The sequence below is a fragment of the uncultured Microbulbifer sp. genome, assembly GCF_947504145.1.
In the GTDB taxonomy this organism is placed as follows: Bacteria; Pseudomonadota; Gammaproteobacteria; order Pseudomonadales; family Cellvibrionaceae; genus Microbulbifer.
Genome location: NZ_CANNGQ010000003.1, coordinates 141,003 through 161,678, shown reverse-complemented (window position 1 = coordinate 161,678; position 20,676 = coordinate 141,003). Strand labels below are relative to the sequence as shown.

Below are 20,676 nucleotides of genomic sequence, written 5' to 3'. Positions count from 1 at the left end.
CATTGTGGCGCCGCCGCGATCTGTAGTCTTCAGTCTGAAAAAGTAATACCGGGAGAATCCGTATGATTGATCGGCTTTCCGCAGTCCTCAATTTCGATAGCGAGGCGCTCGATCTGCGTGAGCGGCGTCAAAAGGTGTTGGCGAATAACATTGCCAATGCGGATACCCCAAATTTCAAGGCGCGAGACTTTGAGTTTTCTCGCGCACTTGCACAGGCAACCGGCGCTGCGAATGGTCCTGCGAAGAACTTGAAGGGAGGGGGTAAGGGGCTGGTTTTGTCAACCACTTCATCCCAGCACATGACGGCGCGCAGCGGCATTCATGGTGGCCCAAATATGCTTTACCGCGTGCCGGATCAGCCCAGTCTGGATGGTAATACGGTCAGCATGGATCAGGAACGCAGCCGATTTACCGATAACGCAGTTCGATATCAGGCGGCTCTTACGCTGCTCAATAGCCGCATTCGCGGGCTCAAAACGGCAATGCAGCCGGAATAAAGCGTCGCAAGAATAAAATTACAGGAGTACAGCATGTCGATGTTTTCCATTTTTGAAATATCCGGATCAGCGATGGCGGCGCAGGGCCAGCGGATGAATGTCACAGCCAGCAACCTCGCCAACGCGGACAGCGTGGCCGGACCGGATGGCGAAGCCTACCGCGCAAAGCATCTGATTTTTGCCGCGCGTCAACAGCAGAACGGCGACATTGGTGGTGTAAGCGTGCGCGGGTTGGTGGAGGATACCGCACCGCTTCGCCAGGAATATCGTCCAGATCATCCACTGGCAGACGAGGGCGGATATGTCAGCGTGCCGAATGTTGAGCCTGTCAATGAAATGGTAGACATGATTGCTGCGTCCCGTTCGTATCAGGCTAATGTGGAAGTGATGAATACCAGCAAGCAGCTGATGCTGAAAACACTCACACTGGGAGAAAGCTGATGGCGGTAGCGAACGTAATTGATAGTGGTGTGCGCTCTGCGCTGAATGCGACCGGGGCTACGGCAAGTGCCAGCGCCGACTTGCAGGGTAGCTTTATGACATTGCTGGTTGCGCAATTGCAAAATCAGGATCCCATGAATCCAATGGAAAATGCGGAGATGACCTCGCAGCTGGCCCAGATCAATACCGTGAGCGGGATTGAAAGTCTCAATGAAACCCTGGCCGGCATCAACGGCCAGTTGGATACCAGCCAGATGCTGCAGGCAGCGGACATGATCGGCAAAGGTGTGCTGGTGGAAGGGGACCGTGTACTGGTCGGCGAAGAGGCCGCAACCACACCATTTGGTATTGAGCTACCGCAGGCGGCGGATAACGTGCATATCACTATTCGCAACGCCGCCGGTGAAGTGGTTCGCAGCTTCGAGCCGTTCTCGCTCGATGCCGGTGTGGAGTCATTCACCTGGGATGGCATGACCAATGACGGCACCGTCGCGCCGGAAGGTTCTTACCGGGTGTCTGTCAGCGCGTCGGCGAATGGCGACTCTCTGCTGGCCAGCACCCTGAACTACGCGCTGGTCAGCGGAGTGAGCCTCGACGAGCAGGGCGCACCGAAACTTGATCTCGGTGGCATCACCGAACCGGTGAGCCTGGACGATATTCGCCAGATTCTCTGATTCGAAGTAACCAATCAATTTCCAGAATTCACTTTCCAACAGGTACTGATTATGGGTTTTTCACAAGCGCTTAGCGGGCTCAACTCTGCGGCCACCAATCTCGATGTTGTCGGTAACAATATTGCCAACTCACAGACAGTGGGTTTTAAAGGTTCCAGCGTACAGTTTGCAGATGTGTACACCGGCGCACTCGCGGGCCAGGGCAATCGTGTGGCGGCCGTGTTGCAGGATTTCTCCAACGGCACTTTGGAGGCTACCGGCCGCAGCCTGGATCTGGGTATCAACGGCAACGGATTCTTCCGTTTTACTCAGGCCGGTGAAGTTGTGTATTCCCGCAACGGTCAGCTCACACTGACTGCAGACGGGTATTTACAGAACGCCCAGGGCGCGCGTCTGACCGGTTTCCCTGCGGGCGTAGGTACTGGTGGCCAGCCGGTGGAGCTGCGGGTGCCGGCCGACGCAATGAACGCAACCGCCACCAGTGGTGTGGAAGTTTCCATGAACCTGGATGCAACCGTGGACGTGATTGATCGCACCGCCTTTCCATTCGACACCACCGATGGCGATAGTTACTCCTATGCCAACACCGGTACCGTTTACGATTCTCTCGGTATTCAGCACACCATGACCACCTACTTTACCAAGACGGCAGATAACGTCTGGGAAGTGCGTGTGGCGGTGGATGGCAATGCAGACACCGTGAACACGGGCGAGCTGGTATTTGACAACAACGGCAGCCTGAACGAACCGGGCAGCACTTTTCCAACATACAGCTTTACGCCGGGCGGTGGTGCCGATGTGCTGGATTTTGATCTCCGCTTTGATGGTTCCACACAGTTCGGCAATGACTTTGCACTGAATTCTCTGGATCAGAATGGCTATGCCGCAGGCGCTCTGGTGGGTATCACCTTCGACGACGATGGCACCTTGCGGGGCAACTATGCCAATGAGAAGAGCCAGGTACTAGGAGTGATCTCTCTGGCTAACTTCCGCAATCCGGAAGGCTTGTCTCCAAATGGCGACAATGTGTGGGTGGAAACCGCCAGCTCCGGTCAGCCCCTGCTGGGACTGGCTGGCGTCGGCCAGTTTGGCACCCTGGAATCCGGTGCGGTGGAAACATCGAACGTGGATCTTACCCGCGAACTGGTGGACCTCATTGTGGCGCAGCGTAACTACCAGGCCAACACCCAGACCATCAAGGTACAGGACGAAGTGCTACAGGCAGCAGTGAATCTGCGCTGACGCTTCTGACGCAATCGGAGAAAACCTATGGACCGTCTTCTGTACACCGCCATGAGTGGCGCTCGCCAGAGCATGGAGCAGCAATCGGTGGTGAGCAACAACCTGGCCAATGCGACAACCTCCGGTTTCCGCGCGCAGCTTTACGCATTGCGCGCGGTGCCCGTGCAGGGCGACGCGCTGTTGGCTACCCGCACCTCGGTGGTTGCTTCCACTCCCGGAGCGGATTTCAGTGCAGGTCCGATCAATGCCACGGGCCGCGACCTGGATATCGCGCTGCAGGGTGACGCCTGGCTTGCGGTACAGAGTAGTGATGGAAGCGAAGCCTATACCCGCCGCGGCGACCTGCAGGTAGATGCCACCGGAATACTCACCTCCGGTAGCAACCCGGTTATGGGTGAAAATGGTCCGATTGTTATTCCGTTAGGCGCGAGCCTTTCCATGGGAGCCGATGGCACGATCAGTGCGATTGGTGCAGGGGAAGACCCCGAAGCACTGGTGCAGGTGGCGCGCCTGAAACTGGTCACCCCCGGGGAGGTGCCGCTACAGCGCGGCAGTGATGGGCTTTTTCGAGCTGCATCCGACGCCACAGGCAATGTGGCTCCGTTGGCACAGGATGAACAGGCGCGGCTGGTATCCGGATCTCTGGAAGGCAGTAATGTCAGCCCGGTGGAGTCCATGGTGGCGATGATCGACAACGCGCGTCGTTACGATATGCAGCTAAAAGTCATCGAGAGTGCCGATGAAAATGGCCGTCAGGCAGACAGTCTGCTGTCACTGGATTAAGCGAGAGATTTCAACATGATCAAATCCCTTTGGACCGCAAAAACTGGTCTCGAATCCCAGCAGGTTAAAATGGACGTAATTGCCAATAACCTGGCTAACGTCAGCACCAACGGGTTCAAAAAATCCCGTGCGGTATTTGAGGATCTGCTGTATCAGAATATGCGCCAGCCCGGCGCTCGAAACGATATTCAAAACACTCTGCCATCGGGCATGCAGGTGGGCACCGGTGTTCGCCCGGTCGCCACCGAACGATTGCATTCACAGGGTGGGTTGGAAAACACTGGAAACTCCCGAGACCTGGCGATTAATGGTAAAGGGTTTTTCCAGGTGCGTATGCCGGATGGCAGTACAGCATTTACCCGCGACGGTAGTTTTCAGCTGGACCAGAATGGACAGATGGTAACTGCCAGTGGTTATCCGCTGGAGCCTGCCGTGCTCATTCCCGAAAATGCACTATCGGTGACCGTGGGGAAAGATGGCCTGGTATCCATCACCGAGCCCGGGGCCACACAAAGTGTTGAGGTTGGCCAGCTAACGCTGTCCACTTTCGTCAATCCCGCAGGCCTGCAAGCCATTGGTGAAAACCTGTTTCTGGAAACCAGCGCTTCTGGCATGCGCAGTGAAAGCATGCCCGGTATGAATGGTTCTGGCAGTCTGTATCAGTCTTTTGTAGAAACCTCCAACGTCAATGTGGTGGAGGAAATGGTTAACATGATACAGACCCAACGTGCCTACGAAATCAATAGTAAAGCCGTGCAGACGTCCGACGAGATGCTGTCGCGTCTGGCCCAGTTGTGATTGTCATGCAGCAGCTGGTGCGATTGATAGTGACGGTAGCGGCGATCGTTTCAGCGGGTTGTGCACAATTGCCGCAAGCTTCTTTAGCGGGAGACCCGGAATGGGTCGAGATCCCAATGCCGCCTGCTCCGCGTGCCAACGGCGCGATCTTTCAGCCGGACACCGGTTATCTACCGCTGTTCGAAGAGGACCGCCCGCGGATGAGCGGAGACCTGTTAACCGTAATATTCAATGAGCAGGTGAGTGCGTCGCGAAACTCGGAAGTTAATGCGGAGCGCGAGGGTGCCACCACATTGACGACAGATACTGCACCGAGTGGGCTCGAGCGACTGGTCGACTACGGTATCGATATCACCGGCAATAGTAATTTCCAGGGTGGTGGCGGCGCTGAAGCACGCAATACCTTTTCCGGAACACTTACGGCGACCGTGCTTGAAGTGCTGCCCAATGGCAACTTCCGGGTGCGCGGCGAAAAGCAGATCCGTATCAATGAGGGAACGGAGTTCATCCGTTTCTCCGGTATTGTTGACCCGCGGGCAATCACCGCCGCCAATCAGGTGTTGTCGACCCAGGTGGCCGAAGCGCGCATTGAGTATGTTGGCAACGGCTACAGCAATGAAGCGCAGACTATGGGCTGGTTTCAGCGGCTTCTGCTGAACATTTCACCCTACTGATCTTTCCTCAATTCATCTGAACTGTGACACGCCCATGAATAAATTTTTTTCGGTGTCCTTCCTGCTATTGGTTGCATTGAACGTGAGCGCAATCTCCAGCGCTCAGGCAAGTGCCACGCCGATTCGTGAGCTTGCTGACTTTGCGGGTGTGCGTGACAACCAGCTGGTGGGCTATGGCCTGGTGGTCGGTCTGGATGGCAGTGGTGATCAGACAATGCAAACTCCATTTACCACCCAGGGTCTCGGCAATATGTTCGCCCAGCTGGGTATCACTATACCTCCGGGTACCAATATGCAGTTGCGCAATGTGGCGGGGGTGATGGTGACCGCGAATTTGCCTCCCTTTACACGCCCCGGGCAGCGACTGGATGTAGTGGTCTCCTCCGTTGGCAATGCGCGCAGTCTGCGTGGTGGTACCCTGTTGATGACGCCGCTCAAAGGTGTGGATGGACTCACCTATGCGGTAGCCCAGGGTAATCTTCTGGTCGGTGGCGCGGGCGCCGAGTCTGGTGGCTCCAGTGTTCAGGTTAATCAGCAGGCCGGTGGGCGGATTGCCGGTGGTGCACTGGTCGAGCGCGAAGTCCAAGTGGCCCTGGGTGCTGGTGGTTTTCTTGATCTGCAGTTGCGCGAAGCGGATTTTGGTACTGCCGAGCGGGTAGTGCAGGCCATCAACCGCACATTTGGCCGCGAGGTGGCCGGCGCAGTTGACGCCGGTCTGGTGCGCATCATCAGCCCGGATAACGACAACGATCGGGTTCGCTTTATCGCCCGCGTACAACAGGTCAATGTAACTCCACTGGCGCCGCCGGCACGTGTTGTCATCAACGCCCGCAGCGGTGCCGTGGTTTTGAATGGACAGGTGACTCTGGAGCCCGCTGCAGTGGCCCACGGAAATCTGTCGGTCGTGATCGACACCGCCTTTGGCGTTAGCCAGCCATCACCGTTTGCCGATGGTCGTTCGGTGGTTGTGCCGGATAGCAATATTTCCGTTCGAGAGCAGGTGGGCGCGCTCAAGTTTGTTCAAGGCGCAGACTTGATGGAAGTTGTGGATGCGTTGAACGCACTGGGTGCCACACCGACAGACCTGATGACCATTCTTGAAGCGCTCAAGGCGGCTGGCGCACTGCGCGCAGAGTTGGAGGTGATCTGATGAGGCCGATTGATACACGCGCCGGTTTTGCGCTGGACGTACAGGGATTGAATAGCCTGCAGCAGGGGCGAGACAAGCACGAGCAGTTGCAGGCTGCCGCTGAACAGTTTGAAGCACTGTTCCTGCACCAGATGATGAAAAGTATGCGCGACGCAATGCCGCGCTCGGATTTGATGGACAGCTCCGCCACCCGATTTTACGAATCCATGTTCGACCAGCAACTTTCCAGTCATCTCTCCGGGCGTGGCCTGGGGCTCGCGGAACAATTAGTGAGCCAGCTGTCCCGCGACATTTCTGTTGGCAGTCCAGATACAACCCCAGACACAACCCCAGATACAAGCCCAGATACAAGCCCAGATAAAAGCCGCGATAATTAATTGCTCCTGGCACTCAAGACGGAGGGGGGCTCCGCCGATAACAGGATCAACGGTGATATGGAATTACGACGATGAGCATCTTCTCAATTGGCCTCAGCGGCCTGAATGCCGCACAGAACGCCCTCAACACCACCAGCAATAACATCAGTAATGTCTACACCCCGGGTTACAACCGGGAGTTGACATTGTTGTCCGAGCGCAGTGGTTCCGGTGGGGTTACCGTAGAGGATATTCAACGCCAGTTTGACGGCTTCGTTGCCGGTCAATTGAACCGCGCCAATAGTGAAACCAGCGCACTGAGCAGCTATGTCACGCAGGTTTCGCAGATTGACAATCTGCTGGCAGATCAGCAGGCAGGCCTGGCGCCGCTGATGCAGGATTTCTTTTCCTCGTTTGAAGACCTGGCGAGTGCGCCTTCAGACCCGGCTGCGCGTCAGGGTGTGATCGGTGCGGCAGATACCATGAGTGCCCAGTTCCGTGCTTTCGATGAATACCTCAACGATATGCAGGATGGCATCAACACCCAGATTCGCGACGAGATTTCCCAGATTAACAATACTGCGGGGCAGGTTGCCAATCTCAACCGAGAAATCGCACTGGCCAGAGCCAAGCATGGGGAAGCACCGAACAGCCTGCTTAACCAGCGGGATCAGCTCGTGGCGGATCTGAGTACACGTCTCGACGTGGAGCTTACGGTTCAGGAGAGTGGAACCTATAACCTTTCCATCGGCAATGGTCAGCCGATAGTTGCTGACAGCACCAGTTTTGATCTACAGGCGATCGCCAGCGATGCCGACCCTTCCCGCACTGTTGTGGGCTATCGAGATTCTGCGGGCAACATGATTGCACTGAAAGACAGCAGTATCAGTGGTGGCACACTGGGTGGTTTGCTGAGTTTCCGCAACGAAGCGCTGGACAACACCCAGAGCCAGTTGGGCCAGCTGGCAGTAACCCTGGCGAGTGCCGTCAACGAACAGCACCGGGCAGGATTCGACCTGAATGGCAACGCCGGTGGCGACCTGTTTACTGTGGCGGAGCCGCGTATTCTGAGTAATGAACGCAATAATGGCAGCGCGGTGTTTGCGGCTGCGTTTGGTGATCTGAGCCAACTGGCGGCGACCGATTACGAGTTGAAAGTAAGCGATGCTGCCAACGGGGAATTTCAGGTGACCCGCCTGGATAACGGTGAACGGTTTACCGTCACTCTGGACAGCAGTGGGCAGGTCGAACTGGGTGGTGTGGTCCTGCAGATTGATGATGCCTCTGCGCTGGTGGATGGCGACCGCTTCCAATTGCAGCCGGTGCGCGGCGCTGCCGGTAGCATGGATAACGTAATTCGCGATACCGCAGCCATTGCCGCCGGTGCAGGTGGTGGCAGCGGCGACAACGAAAACGCATTGGCCCTGCAACAGCTACAGCAACAGAGTCTCGTCGGCGGGAGTGCGACCTTCAATGGGGCCTATGCAATCATGGTCAGCGATGTGGGAAGCCACACCAATATTGCGCAGGTCAACTTGGATGCGCGCCAGGGACTGAGTGAGCAACTTTACGCACTGCAGCAGTCGGAATCCGGGGTCAATCTAGATGAGGAGGCAGCCAATCTGATTCGCTTTCAGCAATTTTACCAGGCCAACGCGAAAGTGATTCAGACCGCATCGACGGTTCTGGATGAAATTCTCGGCCTGCGCTGAACAACCTGACCCACACCGGAATGGAATTAAAAGAGATATAAGCTATGCGTATCAGCACTCTTACCATCTATGAGCAGAGCATGAGCTCATTGAATCGCCAGCAGGGCAACTTGATGCAGGTAAGCCAGCAGATTGCTTCCGGCCGTCGAGTGGTTAATCCCTCTGATGATCCGCAGGCCGCGTCACAGGCGGTTCAGGTTTCCCAGGCGCTTGCGGTCAACAGCCAGTACACCGATGCACGCATCAGTGCGCGCAACGCTCTGGCGCAGGAAGAGAGCGTGCTCAACAGTGTCAGCGATGCCATCGGCAGTGCGCGCACACTCATCCTACAGGCAGCCAGCGACACACTGAGTGATGCGGACCGCGCCTCAGTGGCCACCGAACTTCGTGGTATCTATGAAACCGTGATCGGGCAGGCAAATGCCACCGATGGCAATGGACGCTACTTGTTCGGCGGTTACCGGGACAGCAGCGAACCATTCGTGCGCGACGCCAGCGGGAATGTCAGTTATGTAGGCGATACCAACAACCGGGCGGTGAGAGTAGATGCCTCCCGCCTGATGCCGGTGGCAGACAACGGTGAGGATATTTTCCGTAGCGTCCACAGCGGCGCAGGGTATGTGGCGGAAGCTGCCACAGGCAACCAGGGCAACGTCACCTTCAAGGGCCCTCTGGTAGTGGATGAAAGTGACGCAGGTTTTGGAGGCGCTTTTGATATTTCCTTTTCTGTTTCAGGAGGGGCTGCCACCTACTCGGTAAATGGTAGCGCGGCGCAGAGTTACGAGCCGGGTCAGGCAATCCGTTTCGGTGGGCTTTCCATCACTTTGGACGGTATGCCCGCTGATGGTGATAGCCTGCATATGGACCAGGCGGAGAATATGAATACAGATCTGTTCAAGACGTTTGAAAAAGCACTGGCGGTGCTTGAACAGCCCTCCAGTAGTGGTGCGGATATCGCGGCACGTAAAAATACACTCAGCAGTGTGCTGCGGGAATTCGATAACAGCCTCGACAACGTACTGACTACTCGCGCCTCGGTTGGCGCGCGTATGAATGAACTGGACGTGGTGGACTCGGTAGCGGGCAATCGCAGCCTGAACTACGAAGAAAAGCTGTCTGGCCTGGTGGATCTGGATTATGTATCAGCTATTGCCGAGTACAGTCTGCGGCAGATTGGCCTGCAGGCTGCGCAGCAGGCGTTTATCGATATCAAGGGAATGACTCTGTTCGACCGTATGTAATTGTCAAACGGCGCCGTTTAGGGCGGTGACGCCAGAGTAAGCAGAATTTGCTCGATCGTCGCCAGCCCTTGTTCAAATAGCAATTGTAAAAAGCGACCCAGGTCGGTCATCAATACCAGCAGCAGAACCAATCCCAAAGTGAGGGAAACGGGGAAGCCGATGGAAAATACCGTCAGCTGTGGTGCAGACCGGTTGAGAATCCCGAGAGACAGGTTGACGATCAGTAGTGCCGCCACCATCGGTAATGCCAACATCAGGCCAGAAGAAAAAATCGTACTTCCGAAGCGGGCGAGCATTTCGAAGCCTGCCGGATTGAGCCCGCTGTAGCCGATAGGCAGAGTGTGGAAACTGGCAGCCAGGGTATCAATCACAATCAGGTGCCCGTTCACAGCGAGAAAAACCATCATCGCAATCAGGTGCAGAAAACGCGACAGCACCATGGTGTTTACCCCGTCCGGGGTGACAAAAGTCGCGAATGCCAGGCCCATCTGCAGGCCAATGAAATCCCCCGCCGCCTGCACAACCGCAAACATGACCCGCAATACCAGCCCAATGGCCGCGCCAATCAGTGTCTGCTCGATCATGATGCCGAGGCCGGCCCAGGACCACACTGGTACCGACGGCAACTGGGGCAGACCCGGTGCGATGGCATAAGTGATCAATACGGCGAGACCGATCTTGACCCGGGCAGGTACTCCCTTGTGGCCGAGTAGCGGTGCGGCCATGAAGAATCCGGACAGGCGCACGAAAGGCCAGAGAAAAGCCACCAACCATGCGTGCAATTGGGCGTAAGTAATATCGATCACTGGATGTGGAAGCGTGGCATCAGGAAATCAGCGATGGAATATTCTGGAATAGAGTGCGCGTATAGTCGACGATCAACGCCAACAAGGCGGGGCCGGCAATCACCAGTACGGCGAATACTGCCAGGATTTTCGGAATGAACGACAGGGTCATTTCATTAATTTGTGTAGCCGCTTGAAACAGACTCACCAACAGGCCGACCAGAAGTGCTGTGATCAGCATCGGAGCGCCGAGGGAGAGGGCAACCAGCATTGCCTGATACGCGAGATTCATTACGGTTTCTGCCGTCATGGGTAAAAACTCTGTGCGAGAGATCCAATCAACAACTGCCATCCATCCACCAGCACGAACAGCATCAATTTAAAGGGCAGTGAAATAGTGGCCGGTGGCACCATCATCATCCCCAGCGCCATCAGTACGCTGGCTACCACCAGATCGATAATCAGAAATGGAATAAAAATGGTAAAGCCGATCTGAAATGCGGTTTTGAGTTCACTGGTGACAAATGCCGGCAACAATACCCGCAGCGGCACCTGCTCCGGCCCCTGAAGTGGCCCCACGTTCGCCAGTCGTGCAAACAGTGCAATATCGGGTTCGCGAGTCTGCGACAGCATAAAAGCCTTCATTGGCTCACTGCCCCGCTGCAGGAACTCTTCAAACTGGATTTCATCCCGGCTCAATGGCTGCCATGCATCCTCATGCACCTTCTCCAATACGGGCGACATGACAAAGAAGGTGAGAAACAAGGTAAGCCCAAGAATTACCTGATTGGGAGGCGCGGCCTGGGTGCCCATGGCGGTGCGCAGAAGTCCCAGTACGATGATGATGCGGGTGAAACAGGTCATCATCAGCAGGATTGCCGGTAAAAACGCAAGGCTGGTGAGCAGCAGCAATGTCTGCAGTTTGATGGACCATTGTTGTCCACCATTCGCCGTCGGTTGGCTTATCAGGCCGCTGAGATTGGTGCCCTGGGCCCAGCTTTCAGCAGGCAATAGGGAAACTGCAATCAATAACAGACCGCAGGGTAGTGAAAGCCGGTTCGTGAGCAGGCGAGGTAGTTTCACGAGCGGTTTCCCCGTCCACGCAAGTTTTGCCGCAGGGCGTGCGCGAAGCGAATTGCGAAACTGCTGGAGTCATCGCTGTGATCTGTGATTTGCATACTGTTGTGTGGCGGTGTTGCTGCGTTCAGCGTGTGCAGATGTGTGATGTGTCCGCCCCCCACACCGAGCACTAGCCACTGCTCCTCCACCTGCAATACCACCACTTTTTCTCGTGTCCCCAGCGCTTTACTGGCTACGATGTCCATTTGTGGGCCGACGTGATTGCGAGCCAGCCCCGGCGCCAGGCGGCGGGTCAGCCATGCGCACAGCAAAATAAAGGTAACCAGTGCGATCAGCACACCAGCTACTTTACCCAGCACCGCCAGGCCGATTACGGATTCGCCGCCCGCGACACTTGCACCATTCATCGATTGAGCTTGTGAATTCGTTCTTGGGGAGTAACGATTTCCGTGATCCGAATACCGTATTTTTCTTCGATGACCACCACTTCGCCCTGGGCCACCAGGTATCCATTGATGAGGATATCCATGGGCTCACCGGCGAGGCCGTCCAGTTCGATTACTGACCCCTGTGCCAGCTCCAGCAACTGTTTGATGGTGATACGGGTGCGGCCGAGCTCAACGCTCAGTTTCACTGGAATATCCATCACCATTTCCAGATCTTGCGCGGCGCCACCTGCACTGCGGTTTTCCAGCGGTTTGAATACCTGTTCTGCTGCGTTGCGCGGGCTTTCACCGCCATTTTTCTGCTCAGACAAAGCCTCGGACCAGGCGTCGTCAGTATTGTCTGTCAGCTGTTCCGCCATGGCGGCAGCCCAGCTGTCGGTATCTTTCGGTTCGCTATTTTGTTCCGCTTGATCGCTGTCGCTCATGCTTCGGACTCCTCTCGTTGCGGGGCCAGGCCCGCGTTGAAGTTACTGGTCAGGGATGTCGGCCTCGGTGCTGTGCGTTCAATGACCTTGGCTACACGCAGGGCACTCACGCCTTTGCGGCTCCCGTACTCACATTCCAGTACCGGGACACCGTCTACCCGGGCGGTAACCTTGGATGGTAGATCGATGGGCAAAATATCACCGGGCTTCAGTGCCAGCACCTTGCCGATGCGGCTGGGAATATTGGCGAACTCCGCCACCAGTTCGACTTCTGACTGGCGGATTTCTCCGGCCATGCGGCGGTTCCAGGTCTGATCGCCGGGGTCGCGGCCGTCTACCATCGGGTTGGCCAGACGATCGCGCAGCGGCTCGATCATCGAATAGGGCATACAGATCTGAAAACGTTCAGAAAGGTTGCCCACTTCCAGATGGAAGGTGGTGTTTACGATGATTTCGTTCGGTGAATTGGTGATGTTCGCAAAGCGTGCCTGTAACTCTGAGCGCAGGTAACTGATTTCAAGCGGATACACCGAGCGCCAGGAATCCTGATAGGCATTGATGGCGAGGTTAAGTACCCGCTGAATCACACGCTGTTCCGTGTTGGTAAATTCCCGTCCCTCATTGCGGGTGACAAATCGGCCATCACCCCCGAAAAGGCTGTCTACCACCATGAATACCATCGCTGGTGGAAACACCATCAAACCGGTACCGCGCAGGGGCTTCATTGCGATCAGGTTGAGGTTGGTGGGTACCGGCAGATTGCGCGCGAAATCCTTGAAGCTCTGGTAGCGAACAGATTCCACGCTGATATCTGCAGAGCGGCGAATCAGATTGAACAGGCTCACGCGAAAATTTCGCGCAAAACGTTCGTTGATTACGTCGATGCTGTGCAGTCGCTCGCGAATGACACGCTGTTGCGACGCCGGATCGTACGGCCGCATCTGCGGACTATCGCTAGTGCTGTTATTACTTTCGCCACTATCACCATCGCCGCCATGCAGCAACGCATCGATTTCTTCCTGGGAAAGCAGATCGTCCTGGGACATACGAAAATTCCCTATTGCACGATGAACTCGGTGAACAGAACATCATCAATGAGTAGCTCTGGTTGCTTGCTGCTCATCGGTTGAGCGAGCGTGTCGAGAATACCTTTCACCAGATTCTGTTTACCCTCCGGCGAGGCCAGGCCTGTGGAGGATTGAGCGGAGTGCAGGATCAGCAGGCGGCTGCGAACCTGAGGCATATGCTCCACAAGAAAGTCCCGGGTCTCGTCGTTCCCCACCTGGAGAGACAAGCCTACGTACAGCAGACGGTTGGCCATCTGGTCACCTTGCAGGTTGACCGTGAACGGAGTAATACGCACAAAAATGGGATTGTCTGCGCGCGCGGGCGCACTTTCTCCCTGCGCAGTCGTCACAGCACTATTGGGATCCTCACGCAGCAGCAGATACAGATTCAGCGCGACCAAAGCGGCAATCAGGGCCACCGCAATACTGGCCAGCCAGAGGAGACCGCGGGATTGTCCTGGAGTGTCGTCAGCCATATAGATGTGCCTTATTTGCCGAAAAGTACCGAAAAGATCGCGAAGCAATGTGTGCAGAAAGCCGCACCAAATACACCCGTGGACTTTCATGCATGGGTTGCGGGGAGTATGCCGGCGTGGCGCGGGGTTGAAGGGAAGAAAAGGCCCAGGATTTGGGCCCATCTCAAGGTTTTGGAACTATATGGGAATTGGGCGCATCTACCCGGTCAGTGGAAAAATGCTTAGGCGTAGAGGTCGATTCCACTTGTGCGGGTGGGGAGGGAGTGACTGATGGTGGTCTGAGAATCGTCAAGGCTGTCCGCAGGGTTCGCTGCAGGTCCGAGTGATAATTTACCATCGGCTTCCTGTTGGGCGGTCTGTTGCTGCTGTGAAGCCTGCTGTTGTTGCTGGCCAACGGAGGTTTCGCCCAGGGCTATTCCCTGTTGGGCGAGGGTTTCTCGCAATTGTGGCAGAGCCTGTTCGACCGCACTGCGCACCGCGGCGTTCGCTGAGAGGAACTGGGCCCGTACGCTCTGGTCATCCAGGTTCAGGCTTACGGAAAGAGAACCCAGCTCGCGGGGGTGCAGGTAGAGGTCTATCTGTTTTTCTCCACGGTGTGCCATGGTCAACAGGTGTTGACTGAATTCTGTTCCCCAGACATCTGAGCCAAGTGACGCACCCATGACTGGCACGGAACCGTTGATCGAACTGTTCGCGAGCGGGGCGGCAGGCACGGGTTGTGATTGCGTTGGTGTATTTGTTGACGTCAGTGACACTGGCTGTGTGATTCCACTGCCGTCGTTGGTCACCAGGTTTGCTGTGGTTATGTCCGTGTTTACCGTGCCGGTGGTCGAAGTGCCTCGCGCTTGCTGGTCGCCGGCTGCTGCGATATTCAATGGCGTAGCCTGCGCGGTGAGCGAGTTGGTAGCGGCCGCAGTGATTTCTGTTTTCGCGGCACTCTCTGTTGATAGTGCTGAAGCGGGAGTGCCCACTAGCTGGCTACCTGACACGTGCGTTGCCACAACCGCTGCAGCAGGTTGCCCTGGGCCCTGTGTCGCGTCGATGTGTAACGGCGTCGTGAGGGCCAGTCCCTGGGGCGCCGCTATCAGAGCGAGGCCGGTATCCGCTTCCATACGTTCTCCAGGCTCGGCTGCCAGCTCCAGAGACTCCTCCGGATCAATATGCTTCCCGCCGAGCACTTCGCCCAGATTCGCTATCTGTTCCGACCCAGCGGTGGATACGCTGCTTTCTCCACGAATTGTGAGCGGGGGCTGTTGTCCGGGAAGGGAAGACCTTTGATCGGGATTATTTGCGGCTGACTGGATAGCGGATTGCAGGCGGTCTGCGAATGGTTTTGCCGCGCTCGCCGGAGGGGCGCTTCGGTTTTTTCCTGATCCATCAGCAGGCTGGCTGCTGGCTGCCTGTTGGGCGGTTGCGGAGGCAAGCAGGGCTGTGATGTTCATAGAAGGGAGATCCAATGATTAAAATGGGCTTCGTCCGTCACGCGGAGTGCGGCGGGCGAGAAGGTTCTGGGTTGTTTCGTCGGCCAGGCGGCGTTCGCGCCGGTCCTCCTGGCGCTGCTCCAGTTGCGTACGGCGGGTTTCCAGTGCGCTAAAGGAAGTGAGCTTGCGCTGGTGGTGGCGCCAGTGCTCACTACTGGAGTCCACTTTTTCCCGTTGCTGGCTCAGCAGGTTTCTCGCTTGCGCAATGGCGTCGTCCAGGGAGCGGATAAAACGGTTGTAATCGGCCAACGTAGAGGCACTAATCCCGCCTGCCATGGCTTGTTGCAGGCGCTCACAGTACTCGCCGCGATAGCGCTGCAGCATTTCCAGTTGTGCGTTGGTCTGCTCGTGCGCGTTGCGCTCCTCTGCCAGTGCACGGCCCGCGGTGTCCCGCGCCTTACGGCTCTGGTCTATCAGAATATCCAGTGGCCTGGACGGAATCATGCTCTGGCTCCTGTACCCGATGAAGCTGGCACCAGAGTAGCCAGTGCGGCGGTGGTGGATTCGATATCAGCGCGTTCATCCATGCCCTGCTGCAGAAAATGTTCAATATAGGGGTAACGCTGCACCGCCTGATCCAGCTCGGGATCGTGCCCCGGGCTGTAGGCGCCAACGCTGATCAGGTCGCGGTTGCGTTGATAGCGGGAAAATAATTGCTTAAGCCGCTGAGCCTGGCGCTGGTGGTCTCCATCGACAATGGCATTCATTGCACGACTGATGGAAGCCTCGATATCAATCGCCGGGTAGTGGCCGGATTCTGCCAGCGTGCGCGACAGGACAATATGTCCATCGAGGATCGCGCGGGCCGCATCTGCAATGGGGTCCTGCTGGTCGTCGCCTTCCGCCAGAACGGTGTAGAAGGCAGTGATCGAGCCGCCGTTCTCGCCATTGCCTGCGCGCTCCACCAGTACTGGCAGTTGTGCGAAAACCGACGGCGGGTAACCCTTGGTGGCCGGCGGCTCGCCAATGGCAAGAGCGATTTCCCGCTGCGCCATGGCATAGCGGGTCAGCGAATCCATGATCAGCAGCACGCTCTTGCCGGCATCACGAAAATATTCCGCAATACGCGTGGCGTAGGCGGCACCCTGCAGACGCTGGAGCGCAGAGGTGTCTGCAGGCGCGGCGACTACCGCTGCGCGACGTCGCCCCTCTTCACCGAGAATGTTGTCGATAAAATCCTTAACTTCCCGGCCCCGCTCACCAATCAGCCCTACCACAATGACATCGGCACTGGTGTAGCGAGCCATCATGCCCAGCAATACAGATTTGCCGACGCCGGAACCGGCAAAAAGGCCCAGACGCTGGCCGCGGCCGACGCTCAATAAACCATTGATAGTGCGCACACCCACATCAATCTGTTGGTGGATGGGTGTACGGTTGAGGGGATTGAATGGCACAGCCGCGAGGCTGTCGCTCTCGCTGAGATCCAGGGCCGGGCCGCTGTCCAGCGGTCGTCCACTGCCATCCACTACCCGGCCCAGCAACTGCTCTCCCAGAGGGAAGCGACGTGCACCGTTCCCGCCCAGCGGGAAAACCCGTGCCCCCGGAGTGAGACCACTGATTTCTTCCAGCGGCATTAAAAAAAGCCGGTCGCCGGTAAAGCCCACGACCTGCGCTTCCGCGTAATCGGGTGTGGCCGAATCTGGTCGGGAAAGTTCGATGGAGCAACCGCTGCCAAGGGGAACTCTCAGGCCCACGGCTTCGAGCACCAGTCCGGTTGCGCGCACGATTTTTCCACTATTGCGATAGCGGGGTGCTTGGGAGGCAGATTCCGCGGCGGCGCGCAGGCTGTGTCGCCAGCGTTGTTTATGGAGAGGTTTCTCCGCGGTAATCACGGGTGTTCTCCATTTTTTTTCGCATCTTGTTCTTCGGCGTGAGTGGCATCACTCGATTCCGGTGCGAGAGGCCTGACGCGCTTCAGGATTTCCTGCCAGCGCGTTTCGCGGGTCGCATCCAGCTCCCCACTGGAGGTAGTCACCCGGCAGCTGCCGCGGGTAGTGCGCGGGTCCTGTTCCAGGCGCCAGCCCGCACTGGTCAATTCGTTACCGAGTGTCGCTTCTACCAAATTCAGGTCTTCCGGGTGCAACCACAGACGAGGCTTGTCGCCGATGGTTGATTCCTCACGCAGTAGCGTGCGAACCAGATGGCACACGTATTGTGGCTGCGCATTCAGTGCTTCGTCAGCGAGGTGGCGACCAATCACCAGTGCCAGTGCAGAAATATCGTCGGCAATCTCGCCATCCAGTGATGTGAGTGCATCGTTGAAGTTTTGTACCAGATCGTTCAGCGGTGTGAGCAAGGCCTGGCGTTGCTGGATAGTTTCTTCTGTGCCTGCGCGGCGGCCTTCTTTCTGACCGCACTCGTAGCCCTCGGCATAACCGGCTTCGTAGCCTTGTTTGCGCCCCTCGGCACGCGCCTGTTCGCGCAGTGCATCCAGCTCGCTCGTCAGTGAGCGCTGCACCGAGTCACGGCGCTCACGCGCGCCGGTAAAATCGTCAGGCTGCCAGCGGCGCCAGGAAACAGCTTCAGACATAAACCTCTTCTCCACCACTCAGCACGATTTCGCCAGTATCGGCAAGACGACGCACCACCTGCAGAATAGCTTTGCGTTCCCGCTCTACCTGCGACATCCGCAGTGGGCCACTTGCTTCCAGTTCTTCGCGCAGCAAGGTGCCGGCGCGGCTCGACATATTGAACAGGAACTTTTCCAGCAGCTCGGGCTTGCTGCCTTTGAGTGCGGTAACCAGTTGTTTATTCTCTACTTCTTTCAGTAGCAGCTGGATGGCACGGTTGTCCAGATCCAAAAGGTTTTCAAACAGGAACATCTCGTCGATGATCTTTTGTGCGAGATCTTCGTTATGTTCACGCACGCGTTCGATCACATTTTCCTCGGCATTCGAATTCATCAAATTGAGAATTTCCGCCGCGGTGCGCGCGCCGCCCATTTTTGCGCGTTTGAGATTCTGACCATCGAGCATGCTGGTGAGCACTTCTGTCAGTTCCTGCAACGCCGCTGGCTGTACGCCACTGAAGGTCGCGATACGCAACACGACGTCTTCACGCAGCTTGTCTTCGAAATACTCCAGAACGGAGGCGGCCTGGCGTCGCTCGAGGTGGACAAGAATGGTGGCAATAATCTGAGGGTGCTCGTCACGGATCATTTCCGCCACTGCATTTGCTTCCATGATGTTGAGCGCATCAATACCGGAATCTGCACTGGTAATGTCAAAGATATCCTCCAGCAAGCTAGAGGCGCGCTCGTTGCCAAGTGCTTTCGTCAATACTGCCCGGATACGCTCACTGGAATACAGATTGAGCGCACCAAATTCTTCGGATTCGGTATTGAAGTCCTGCAGCACTGAACGCATTTCTTCGTGGGATACCGAGCGCAGCGAGGCCATCTCCTGGCTGATATCCTGCACTTCACGGGCGCTCAGGTGTTTGAACACTTCCGCCGCACAGTCTTCATCCAGTGCGAGTAGCAGAATGGCACTGCGGCGCATGTTGCTCATTGTCTTCTGCCTTTGGACGGCATTTTGTAAGTGAGTGTTGTTAGTCATCCCGGTGTATCCAGCTGCGTACAATCATGGCTACCATCGCTGGGTCGTCCTTGGCCATACTCTGCAGATCCATCAGGCTCTGTTCATAGATGGAGGAGCGGCGTTTGCGACGGGGCATTGGCTCGGTTACTTCTTCTTCCTCTTCATATTCGAGGCCCTCGGCCTCCGCGCGGGTCGGCTGAACCGCGCCCGCTTGTGCTGGCGCCGCTGATTTTTGCGGTGCCGGAATTGCCACCGGTGCGGCGGCCCGCATTTGCAAGTGTCGGTTCACCAGCGGGCGCACTAACCAGCGGACCACAAGCAGCAGGGCGATACCGGCCAGCAGGTAGCGGCCAAACGCGAGGATCAACTGACGCCAGAAGGGGTCCTCGTGCCACTCAAGCTCTGGTAGGGTTTCTGCTTCGTTGACCGAGAAGGGACTGTTGACCACCTCAAGCCCATCACCGCGGGCTTCGGAATAGCCCATGGCCTGCCGTACAAGCTGCTCGATGTGTTGCAAGTCTTCATCGCTCAGGGGTTGTTGGGAAGCCGCGCCATGCTCGTCTACCACTTCCTGGTAATTCACCACTACTGCCGCGGTGAGACGCTCTACGCGGCCGCGTTGACGCTGGATATGGGTAACATCCCGGTCGAGCTCATAGTTGACCAGCTGCTCCTGACGCATGTGCTTGCGATCCGGTTTTTGTTCGCTTTCATCAGCTTGCGTGTTTTCGCTGGCAACAATCGGGGATGGCGCGGTGCCGGGCGGAGTATTGGTTAGGGCACCGGGAATGCCGCCCAGATCGACAGCATCGCCATTGAAATCGGAGTTGTGCTGCTTGCTGCGCACCGCGGCGGGCTGACCATCCTGGTTGGGAGCGTAGCGTTCACTGGTTTCTTCGCGGCGGTCGAAATCAATCTGCGCGGTGACCTGGGCACGCACATTTTCGCTGCCCAGTAGCGGTTCCAGAATACGTTCAATACGCCGCTGGTAGCTGGCTTCAAGGGTGTGAATGTAGTCGAGCTGAGTACCGTCGAGGCTGTTTTCATCCGCTCCTGGTCGAGACAGTAGACGGCCATTCTGATCCACCAGTGTCACCTGGTCGGCCCCCAGATCGGGCACGCTACTGGATACCAGATGTACGATGGCATTCGCCTGTCCTTCACCGAGAACCCGCCCCGGCGCGAGGGTAAGAATTACAGAAGCCTTGGCCGGCTCACGCTCTCGAATAAATACCGAGGGCTTGGCCATGGAAAGGTGAACCCGTGCGCGCACCACCGGCCCGAGTGACTCAATGGAGCTGGCGAGCTCCCCCTGCAGGCTGCGCTGAAAATTCACCCGCTCGGCAAACTGGCTGATGCCGAATGCCTGTTGGTCCATGATTTCAAAGCCCGCGTTACCACCACTGGGCAGACCCTGTTCGGCGAGTTGCAGGCGCAGGCGGTGCACCTGGTCTTCCGGCACCATTAAAGTACGGCCACCGGGGCTGAACTCGTACGGGATGGCGCGGCTCTCCAGCTCACTGATAATGCGGCCGCCGTCTGCTTCACTGATATTGCTGAACAACACCCGATACTGCGGAGCCTGAGACCACAGTAATACCGCTGCGATCAGAGCAATGGCGGCAGAGCCTCCCACCAGCAACAAGATCAGTGGGTTGGCCAGTAGCCTGCTCGGCAACTGGTTCAGTGTCTGTGTTGCCGAGGTTGCGCTTTGTCTACTAGTAGCACTCATCCGGGAAAGACTCCGCAGTAGACAGGCGGTTTTATAAGCATTGTGGAAGGCATTTCTGCGAATTCATCCTATTG

The 20,676-nt window shown here is 56.9% G+C and carries 24 protein-coding genes; 11 read left to right on the top strand and 13 right to left on the bottom strand.

Features of this window, described 5'->3' with window-relative positions:
• Positions 1 to 62 precede the first annotated feature (62 nt).
• The 11 genes from flgB to flgL all read left to right on the top strand — a co-directional run bounded on the left by flgB (position 63) and on the right by flgL (position 9,568).
• Positions 63 to 497, top strand: a complete 435-nt coding sequence (flgB, locus tag Q1A74_RS11425) for a flagellar basal body rod protein FlgB (RefSeq protein ID WP_299595904.1) — start codon at positions 63 to 65, stop codon at positions 495 to 497.
• A gap of 33 nt (positions 498 to 530) precedes the next feature.
• Positions 531 to 938, top strand: coding sequence for a flagellar basal body rod protein FlgC (gene flgC, locus Q1A74_RS11420; protein WP_299595902.1), 408 nt, complete (start codon positions 531 to 533; stop codon positions 936 to 938).
• The gene (gene flgD / locus Q1A74_RS11415) at positions 938 to 1,612 is read left to right on the top strand and encodes a flagellar hook assembly protein FlgD (RefSeq protein WP_299595900.1); all 675 of its coding nucleotides are present in this window, start codon (positions 938 to 940) and stop codon (positions 1,610 to 1,612) included. Before flgC ends, flgD begins: the two co-directional genes overlap by 1 nt.
• Before the next feature lie 51 nt (positions 1,613 to 1,663).
• Entirely contained in the window at positions 1,664 to 2,854 is a 1,191-nt protein-coding gene (flgE, locus tag Q1A74_RS11410; RefSeq protein WP_299595898.1) for a flagellar hook protein FlgE, read from the top strand.
• A 27-nt stretch (positions 2,855 to 2,881) separates the two neighbouring features.
• Entirely contained in the window at positions 2,882 to 3,637 is a 756-nt protein-coding gene (locus Q1A74_RS11405; protein ID WP_299595896.1) for a flagellar basal body rod protein FlgF, read from the top strand.
• A 15-nt stretch (positions 3,638 to 3,652) separates the two neighbouring features.
• Positions 3,653 to 4,435, top strand: a complete 783-nt coding sequence (gene flgG / locus Q1A74_RS11400) for a flagellar basal-body rod protein FlgG (RefSeq protein WP_299595894.1) — start codon at positions 3,653 to 3,655, stop codon at positions 4,433 to 4,435.
• A 116-nt stretch (positions 4,436 to 4,551) separates the two neighbouring features.
• On the top strand, positions 4,552 to 5,109 hold the full coding sequence (locus Q1A74_RS11395; RefSeq protein ID WP_299595892.1) for a flagellar basal body L-ring protein FlgH: 558 nt from the start codon (positions 4,552 to 4,554) through the stop codon (positions 5,107 to 5,109).
• A gap of 34 nt (positions 5,110 to 5,143) precedes the next feature.
• Complete coding sequence (locus Q1A74_RS11390) at positions 5,144 to 6,259, top strand: flagellar basal body P-ring protein FlgI (RefSeq protein ID WP_299595890.1); 1,116 nt, start codon at positions 5,144 to 5,146, stop codon at positions 6,257 to 6,259.
• Positions 6,259 to 6,636 carry a rod-binding protein gene (locus tag Q1A74_RS11385; protein WP_299595888.1) on the top strand — a complete coding sequence of 126 codons (378 nt, stop codon included), beginning with the start codon at positions 6,259 to 6,261 and terminating at the stop codon, positions 6,634 to 6,636. Before Q1A74_RS11390 ends, Q1A74_RS11385 begins: the two co-directional genes overlap by 1 nt.
• 71 nt (positions 6,637 to 6,707) lie before the next feature.
• Positions 6,708 to 8,327: a flagellar hook-associated protein FlgK gene (gene flgK, locus Q1A74_RS11380; RefSeq protein ID WP_299595886.1), complete on the top strand. Its 1,620-nt coding sequence runs from the start codon at positions 6,708 to 6,710 to the stop codon at positions 8,325 to 8,327.
• Positions 8,328 to 8,371: 44 nt separating this feature from the next.
• On the top strand, positions 8,372 to 9,568 hold the full coding sequence (gene flgL / locus Q1A74_RS11375; RefSeq protein ID WP_299595885.1) for a flagellar hook-associated protein FlgL: 1,197 nt from the start codon (positions 8,372 to 8,374) through the stop codon (positions 9,566 to 9,568).
• 17 nt (positions 9,569 to 9,585) lie between these two features.
• On the opposite strand, the gene fliR is transcribed toward flgL, so the two are convergent.
• From fliR to fliF, 13 genes are all read right to left on the bottom strand, one after another.
• Positions 9,586 to 10,335, bottom strand: a complete 750-nt coding sequence (gene fliR / locus Q1A74_RS11370; protein ID WP_299595882.1) for a flagellar biosynthetic protein FliR — start codon at positions 10,333 to 10,335, stop codon at positions 9,586 to 9,588.
• A 58-nt stretch (positions 10,336 to 10,393) separates the two neighbouring features.
• Positions 10,394 to 10,663 (bottom strand): flagellar biosynthesis protein FliQ, encoded by a 270-nt coding sequence (fliQ, locus tag Q1A74_RS11365; RefSeq protein WP_299595880.1) that lies wholly within the window; start codon positions 10,661 to 10,663, stop codon positions 10,394 to 10,396.
• Positions 10,660 to 11,388: a flagellar type III secretion system pore protein FliP gene (fliP, locus tag Q1A74_RS11360; protein WP_367275399.1), complete on the bottom strand. Its 729-nt coding sequence runs from the start codon at positions 11,386 to 11,388 to the stop codon at positions 10,660 to 10,662. The genes fliQ and fliP overlap by 4 nt, the downstream gene beginning before the upstream one ends.
• A gap of 44 nt (positions 11,389 to 11,432) precedes the next feature.
• Positions 11,433 to 11,840 carry a flagellar biosynthetic protein FliO gene (gene fliO, locus Q1A74_RS11355; protein WP_299595878.1) on the bottom strand — a complete coding sequence of 136 codons (408 nt, stop codon included), beginning with the start codon at positions 11,838 to 11,840 and terminating at the stop codon, positions 11,433 to 11,435.
• Positions 11,837 to 12,304 (bottom strand): flagellar motor switch protein FliN, encoded by a 468-nt coding sequence (fliN, locus tag Q1A74_RS11350; protein WP_367275385.1) that lies wholly within the window; start codon positions 12,302 to 12,304, stop codon positions 11,837 to 11,839. Before fliN ends, fliO begins: the two co-directional genes overlap by 4 nt.
• On the bottom strand, positions 12,301 to 13,350 hold the full coding sequence (fliM, locus tag Q1A74_RS11345) for a flagellar motor switch protein FliM (protein WP_299595876.1): 1,050 nt from the start codon (positions 13,348 to 13,350) through the stop codon (positions 12,301 to 12,303). The genes fliN and fliM overlap by 4 nt, the downstream gene beginning before the upstream one ends.
• Before the next feature lie 11 nt (positions 13,351 to 13,361).
• The gene (gene fliL / locus Q1A74_RS11340; protein ID WP_299595874.1) at positions 13,362 to 13,847 is read right to left on the bottom strand and encodes a flagellar basal body-associated protein FliL; all 486 of its coding nucleotides are present in this window, start codon (positions 13,845 to 13,847) and stop codon (positions 13,362 to 13,364) included.
• Positions 13,848 to 14,068: 221 nt separating this feature from the next.
• The gene (locus tag Q1A74_RS11335) at positions 14,069 to 15,289 is read right to left on the bottom strand and encodes a flagellar hook-length control protein FliK (RefSeq protein ID WP_299595872.1); all 1,221 of its coding nucleotides are present in this window, start codon (positions 15,287 to 15,289) and stop codon (positions 14,069 to 14,071) included.
• An 18-nt stretch (positions 15,290 to 15,307) separates the two neighbouring features.
• The gene (gene fliJ / locus Q1A74_RS11330) at positions 15,308 to 15,772 is read right to left on the bottom strand and encodes a flagellar export protein FliJ (protein ID WP_299595870.1); all 465 of its coding nucleotides are present in this window, start codon (positions 15,770 to 15,772) and stop codon (positions 15,308 to 15,310) included.
• A complete protein-coding gene (gene fliI / locus Q1A74_RS11325) occupies positions 15,769 to 17,115 on the bottom strand; it encodes a flagellar protein export ATPase FliI (RefSeq protein ID WP_299596971.1) in 1,347 nt (448 codons plus the stop codon). Before fliI ends, fliJ begins: the two co-directional genes overlap by 4 nt.
• 44 nt (positions 17,116 to 17,159) lie before the next feature.
• Positions 17,160 to 17,861 carry a flagellar assembly protein FliH gene (locus tag Q1A74_RS11320; RefSeq protein ID WP_299595868.1) on the bottom strand — a complete coding sequence of 234 codons (702 nt, stop codon included), beginning with the start codon at positions 17,859 to 17,861 and terminating at the stop codon, positions 17,160 to 17,162.
• Complete coding sequence (gene fliG, locus Q1A74_RS11315; protein WP_299595866.1) at positions 17,854 to 18,840, bottom strand: flagellar motor switch protein FliG; 987 nt, start codon at positions 18,838 to 18,840, stop codon at positions 17,854 to 17,856. Before fliG ends, Q1A74_RS11320 begins: the two co-directional genes overlap by 8 nt.
• Before the next feature lie 40 nt (positions 18,841 to 18,880).
• Positions 18,881 to 20,602 (bottom strand): flagellar basal-body MS-ring/collar protein FliF, encoded by a 1,722-nt coding sequence (gene fliF, locus Q1A74_RS11310; protein WP_299595864.1) that lies wholly within the window; start codon positions 20,600 to 20,602, stop codon positions 18,881 to 18,883.
• Between the last annotated feature and the right edge of the window lie 74 nt (positions 20,603 to 20,676).

Coding starts and splice junctions, on each gene's coding strand:
- flgB (WP_299595904.1), top strand. CDS start 63: ATGATTGATCGGCTTTCCGCAGTCCTCAATTTCGATAGCGAGGCGCTC.
- flgC (WP_299595902.1), top strand. CDS start 531: ATGTCGATGTTTTCCATTTTTGAAATATCCGGATCAGCGATGGCGGCG.
- flgD (WP_299595900.1), top strand. CDS start 938: ATGGCGGTAGCGAACGTAATTGATAGTGGTGTGCGCTCTGCGCTGAAT.
- flgE (WP_299595898.1), top strand. CDS start 1,664: ATGGGTTTTTCACAAGCGCTTAGCGGGCTCAACTCTGCGGCCACCAAT.
- Q1A74_RS11405 (WP_299595896.1), top strand. CDS start 2,882: ATGGACCGTCTTCTGTACACCGCCATGAGTGGCGCTCGCCAGAGCATG.
- flgG (WP_299595894.1), top strand. CDS start 3,653: ATGATCAAATCCCTTTGGACCGCAAAAACTGGTCTCGAATCCCAGCAG.
- Q1A74_RS11395 (WP_299595892.1), top strand. CDS start 4,552: ATGCCGCCTGCTCCGCGTGCCAACGGCGCGATCTTTCAGCCGGACACC.
- Q1A74_RS11390 (WP_299595890.1), top strand. CDS start 5,144: ATGAATAAATTTTTTTCGGTGTCCTTCCTGCTATTGGTTGCATTGAAC.
- Q1A74_RS11385 (WP_299595888.1), top strand. CDS start 6,259: ATGAGGCCGATTGATACACGCGCCGGTTTTGCGCTGGACGTACAGGGA.
- flgK (WP_299595886.1), top strand. CDS start 6,708: ATGAGCATCTTCTCAATTGGCCTCAGCGGCCTGAATGCCGCACAGAAC.
- flgL (WP_299595885.1), top strand. CDS start 8,372: ATGCGTATCAGCACTCTTACCATCTATGAGCAGAGCATGAGCTCATTG.
- fliQ (WP_299595880.1), bottom strand. CDS start 10,663: ATGACGGCAGAAACCGTAATGAATCTCGCGTATCAGGCAATGCTGGTT.
- fliO (WP_299595878.1), bottom strand. CDS start 11,840: ATGAATGGTGCAAGTGTCGCGGGCGGCGAATCCGTAATCGGCCTGGCG.
- fliN (WP_367275385.1), bottom strand. CDS start 12,304: ATGAGCGACAGCGATCAAGCGGAACAAAATAGCGAACCGAAAGATACC.
- fliM (WP_299595876.1), bottom strand. CDS start 13,350: ATGTCCCAGGACGATCTGCTTTCCCAGGAAGAAATCGATGCGTTGCTG.
- fliL (WP_299595874.1), bottom strand. CDS start 13,847: ATGGCTGACGACACTCCAGGACAATCCCGCGGTCTCCTCTGGCTGGCC.
- Q1A74_RS11335 (WP_299595872.1), bottom strand. CDS start 15,289: ATGAACATCACAGCCCTGCTTGCCTCCGCAACCGCCCAACAGGCAGCC.
- fliJ (WP_299595870.1), bottom strand. CDS start 15,772: ATGATTCCGTCCAGGCCACTGGATATTCTGATAGACCAGAGCCGTAAG.
- Q1A74_RS11320 (WP_299595868.1), bottom strand. CDS start 17,861: ATGTCTGAAGCTGTTTCCTGGCGCCGCTGGCAGCCTGACGATTTTACC.
- fliG (WP_299595866.1), bottom strand. CDS start 18,840: ATGAGCAACATGCGCCGCAGTGCCATTCTGCTACTCGCACTGGATGAA.
- fliF (WP_299595864.1), bottom strand. CDS start 20,602: ATGAGTGCTACTAGTAGACAAAGCGCAACCTCGGCAACACAGACACTG.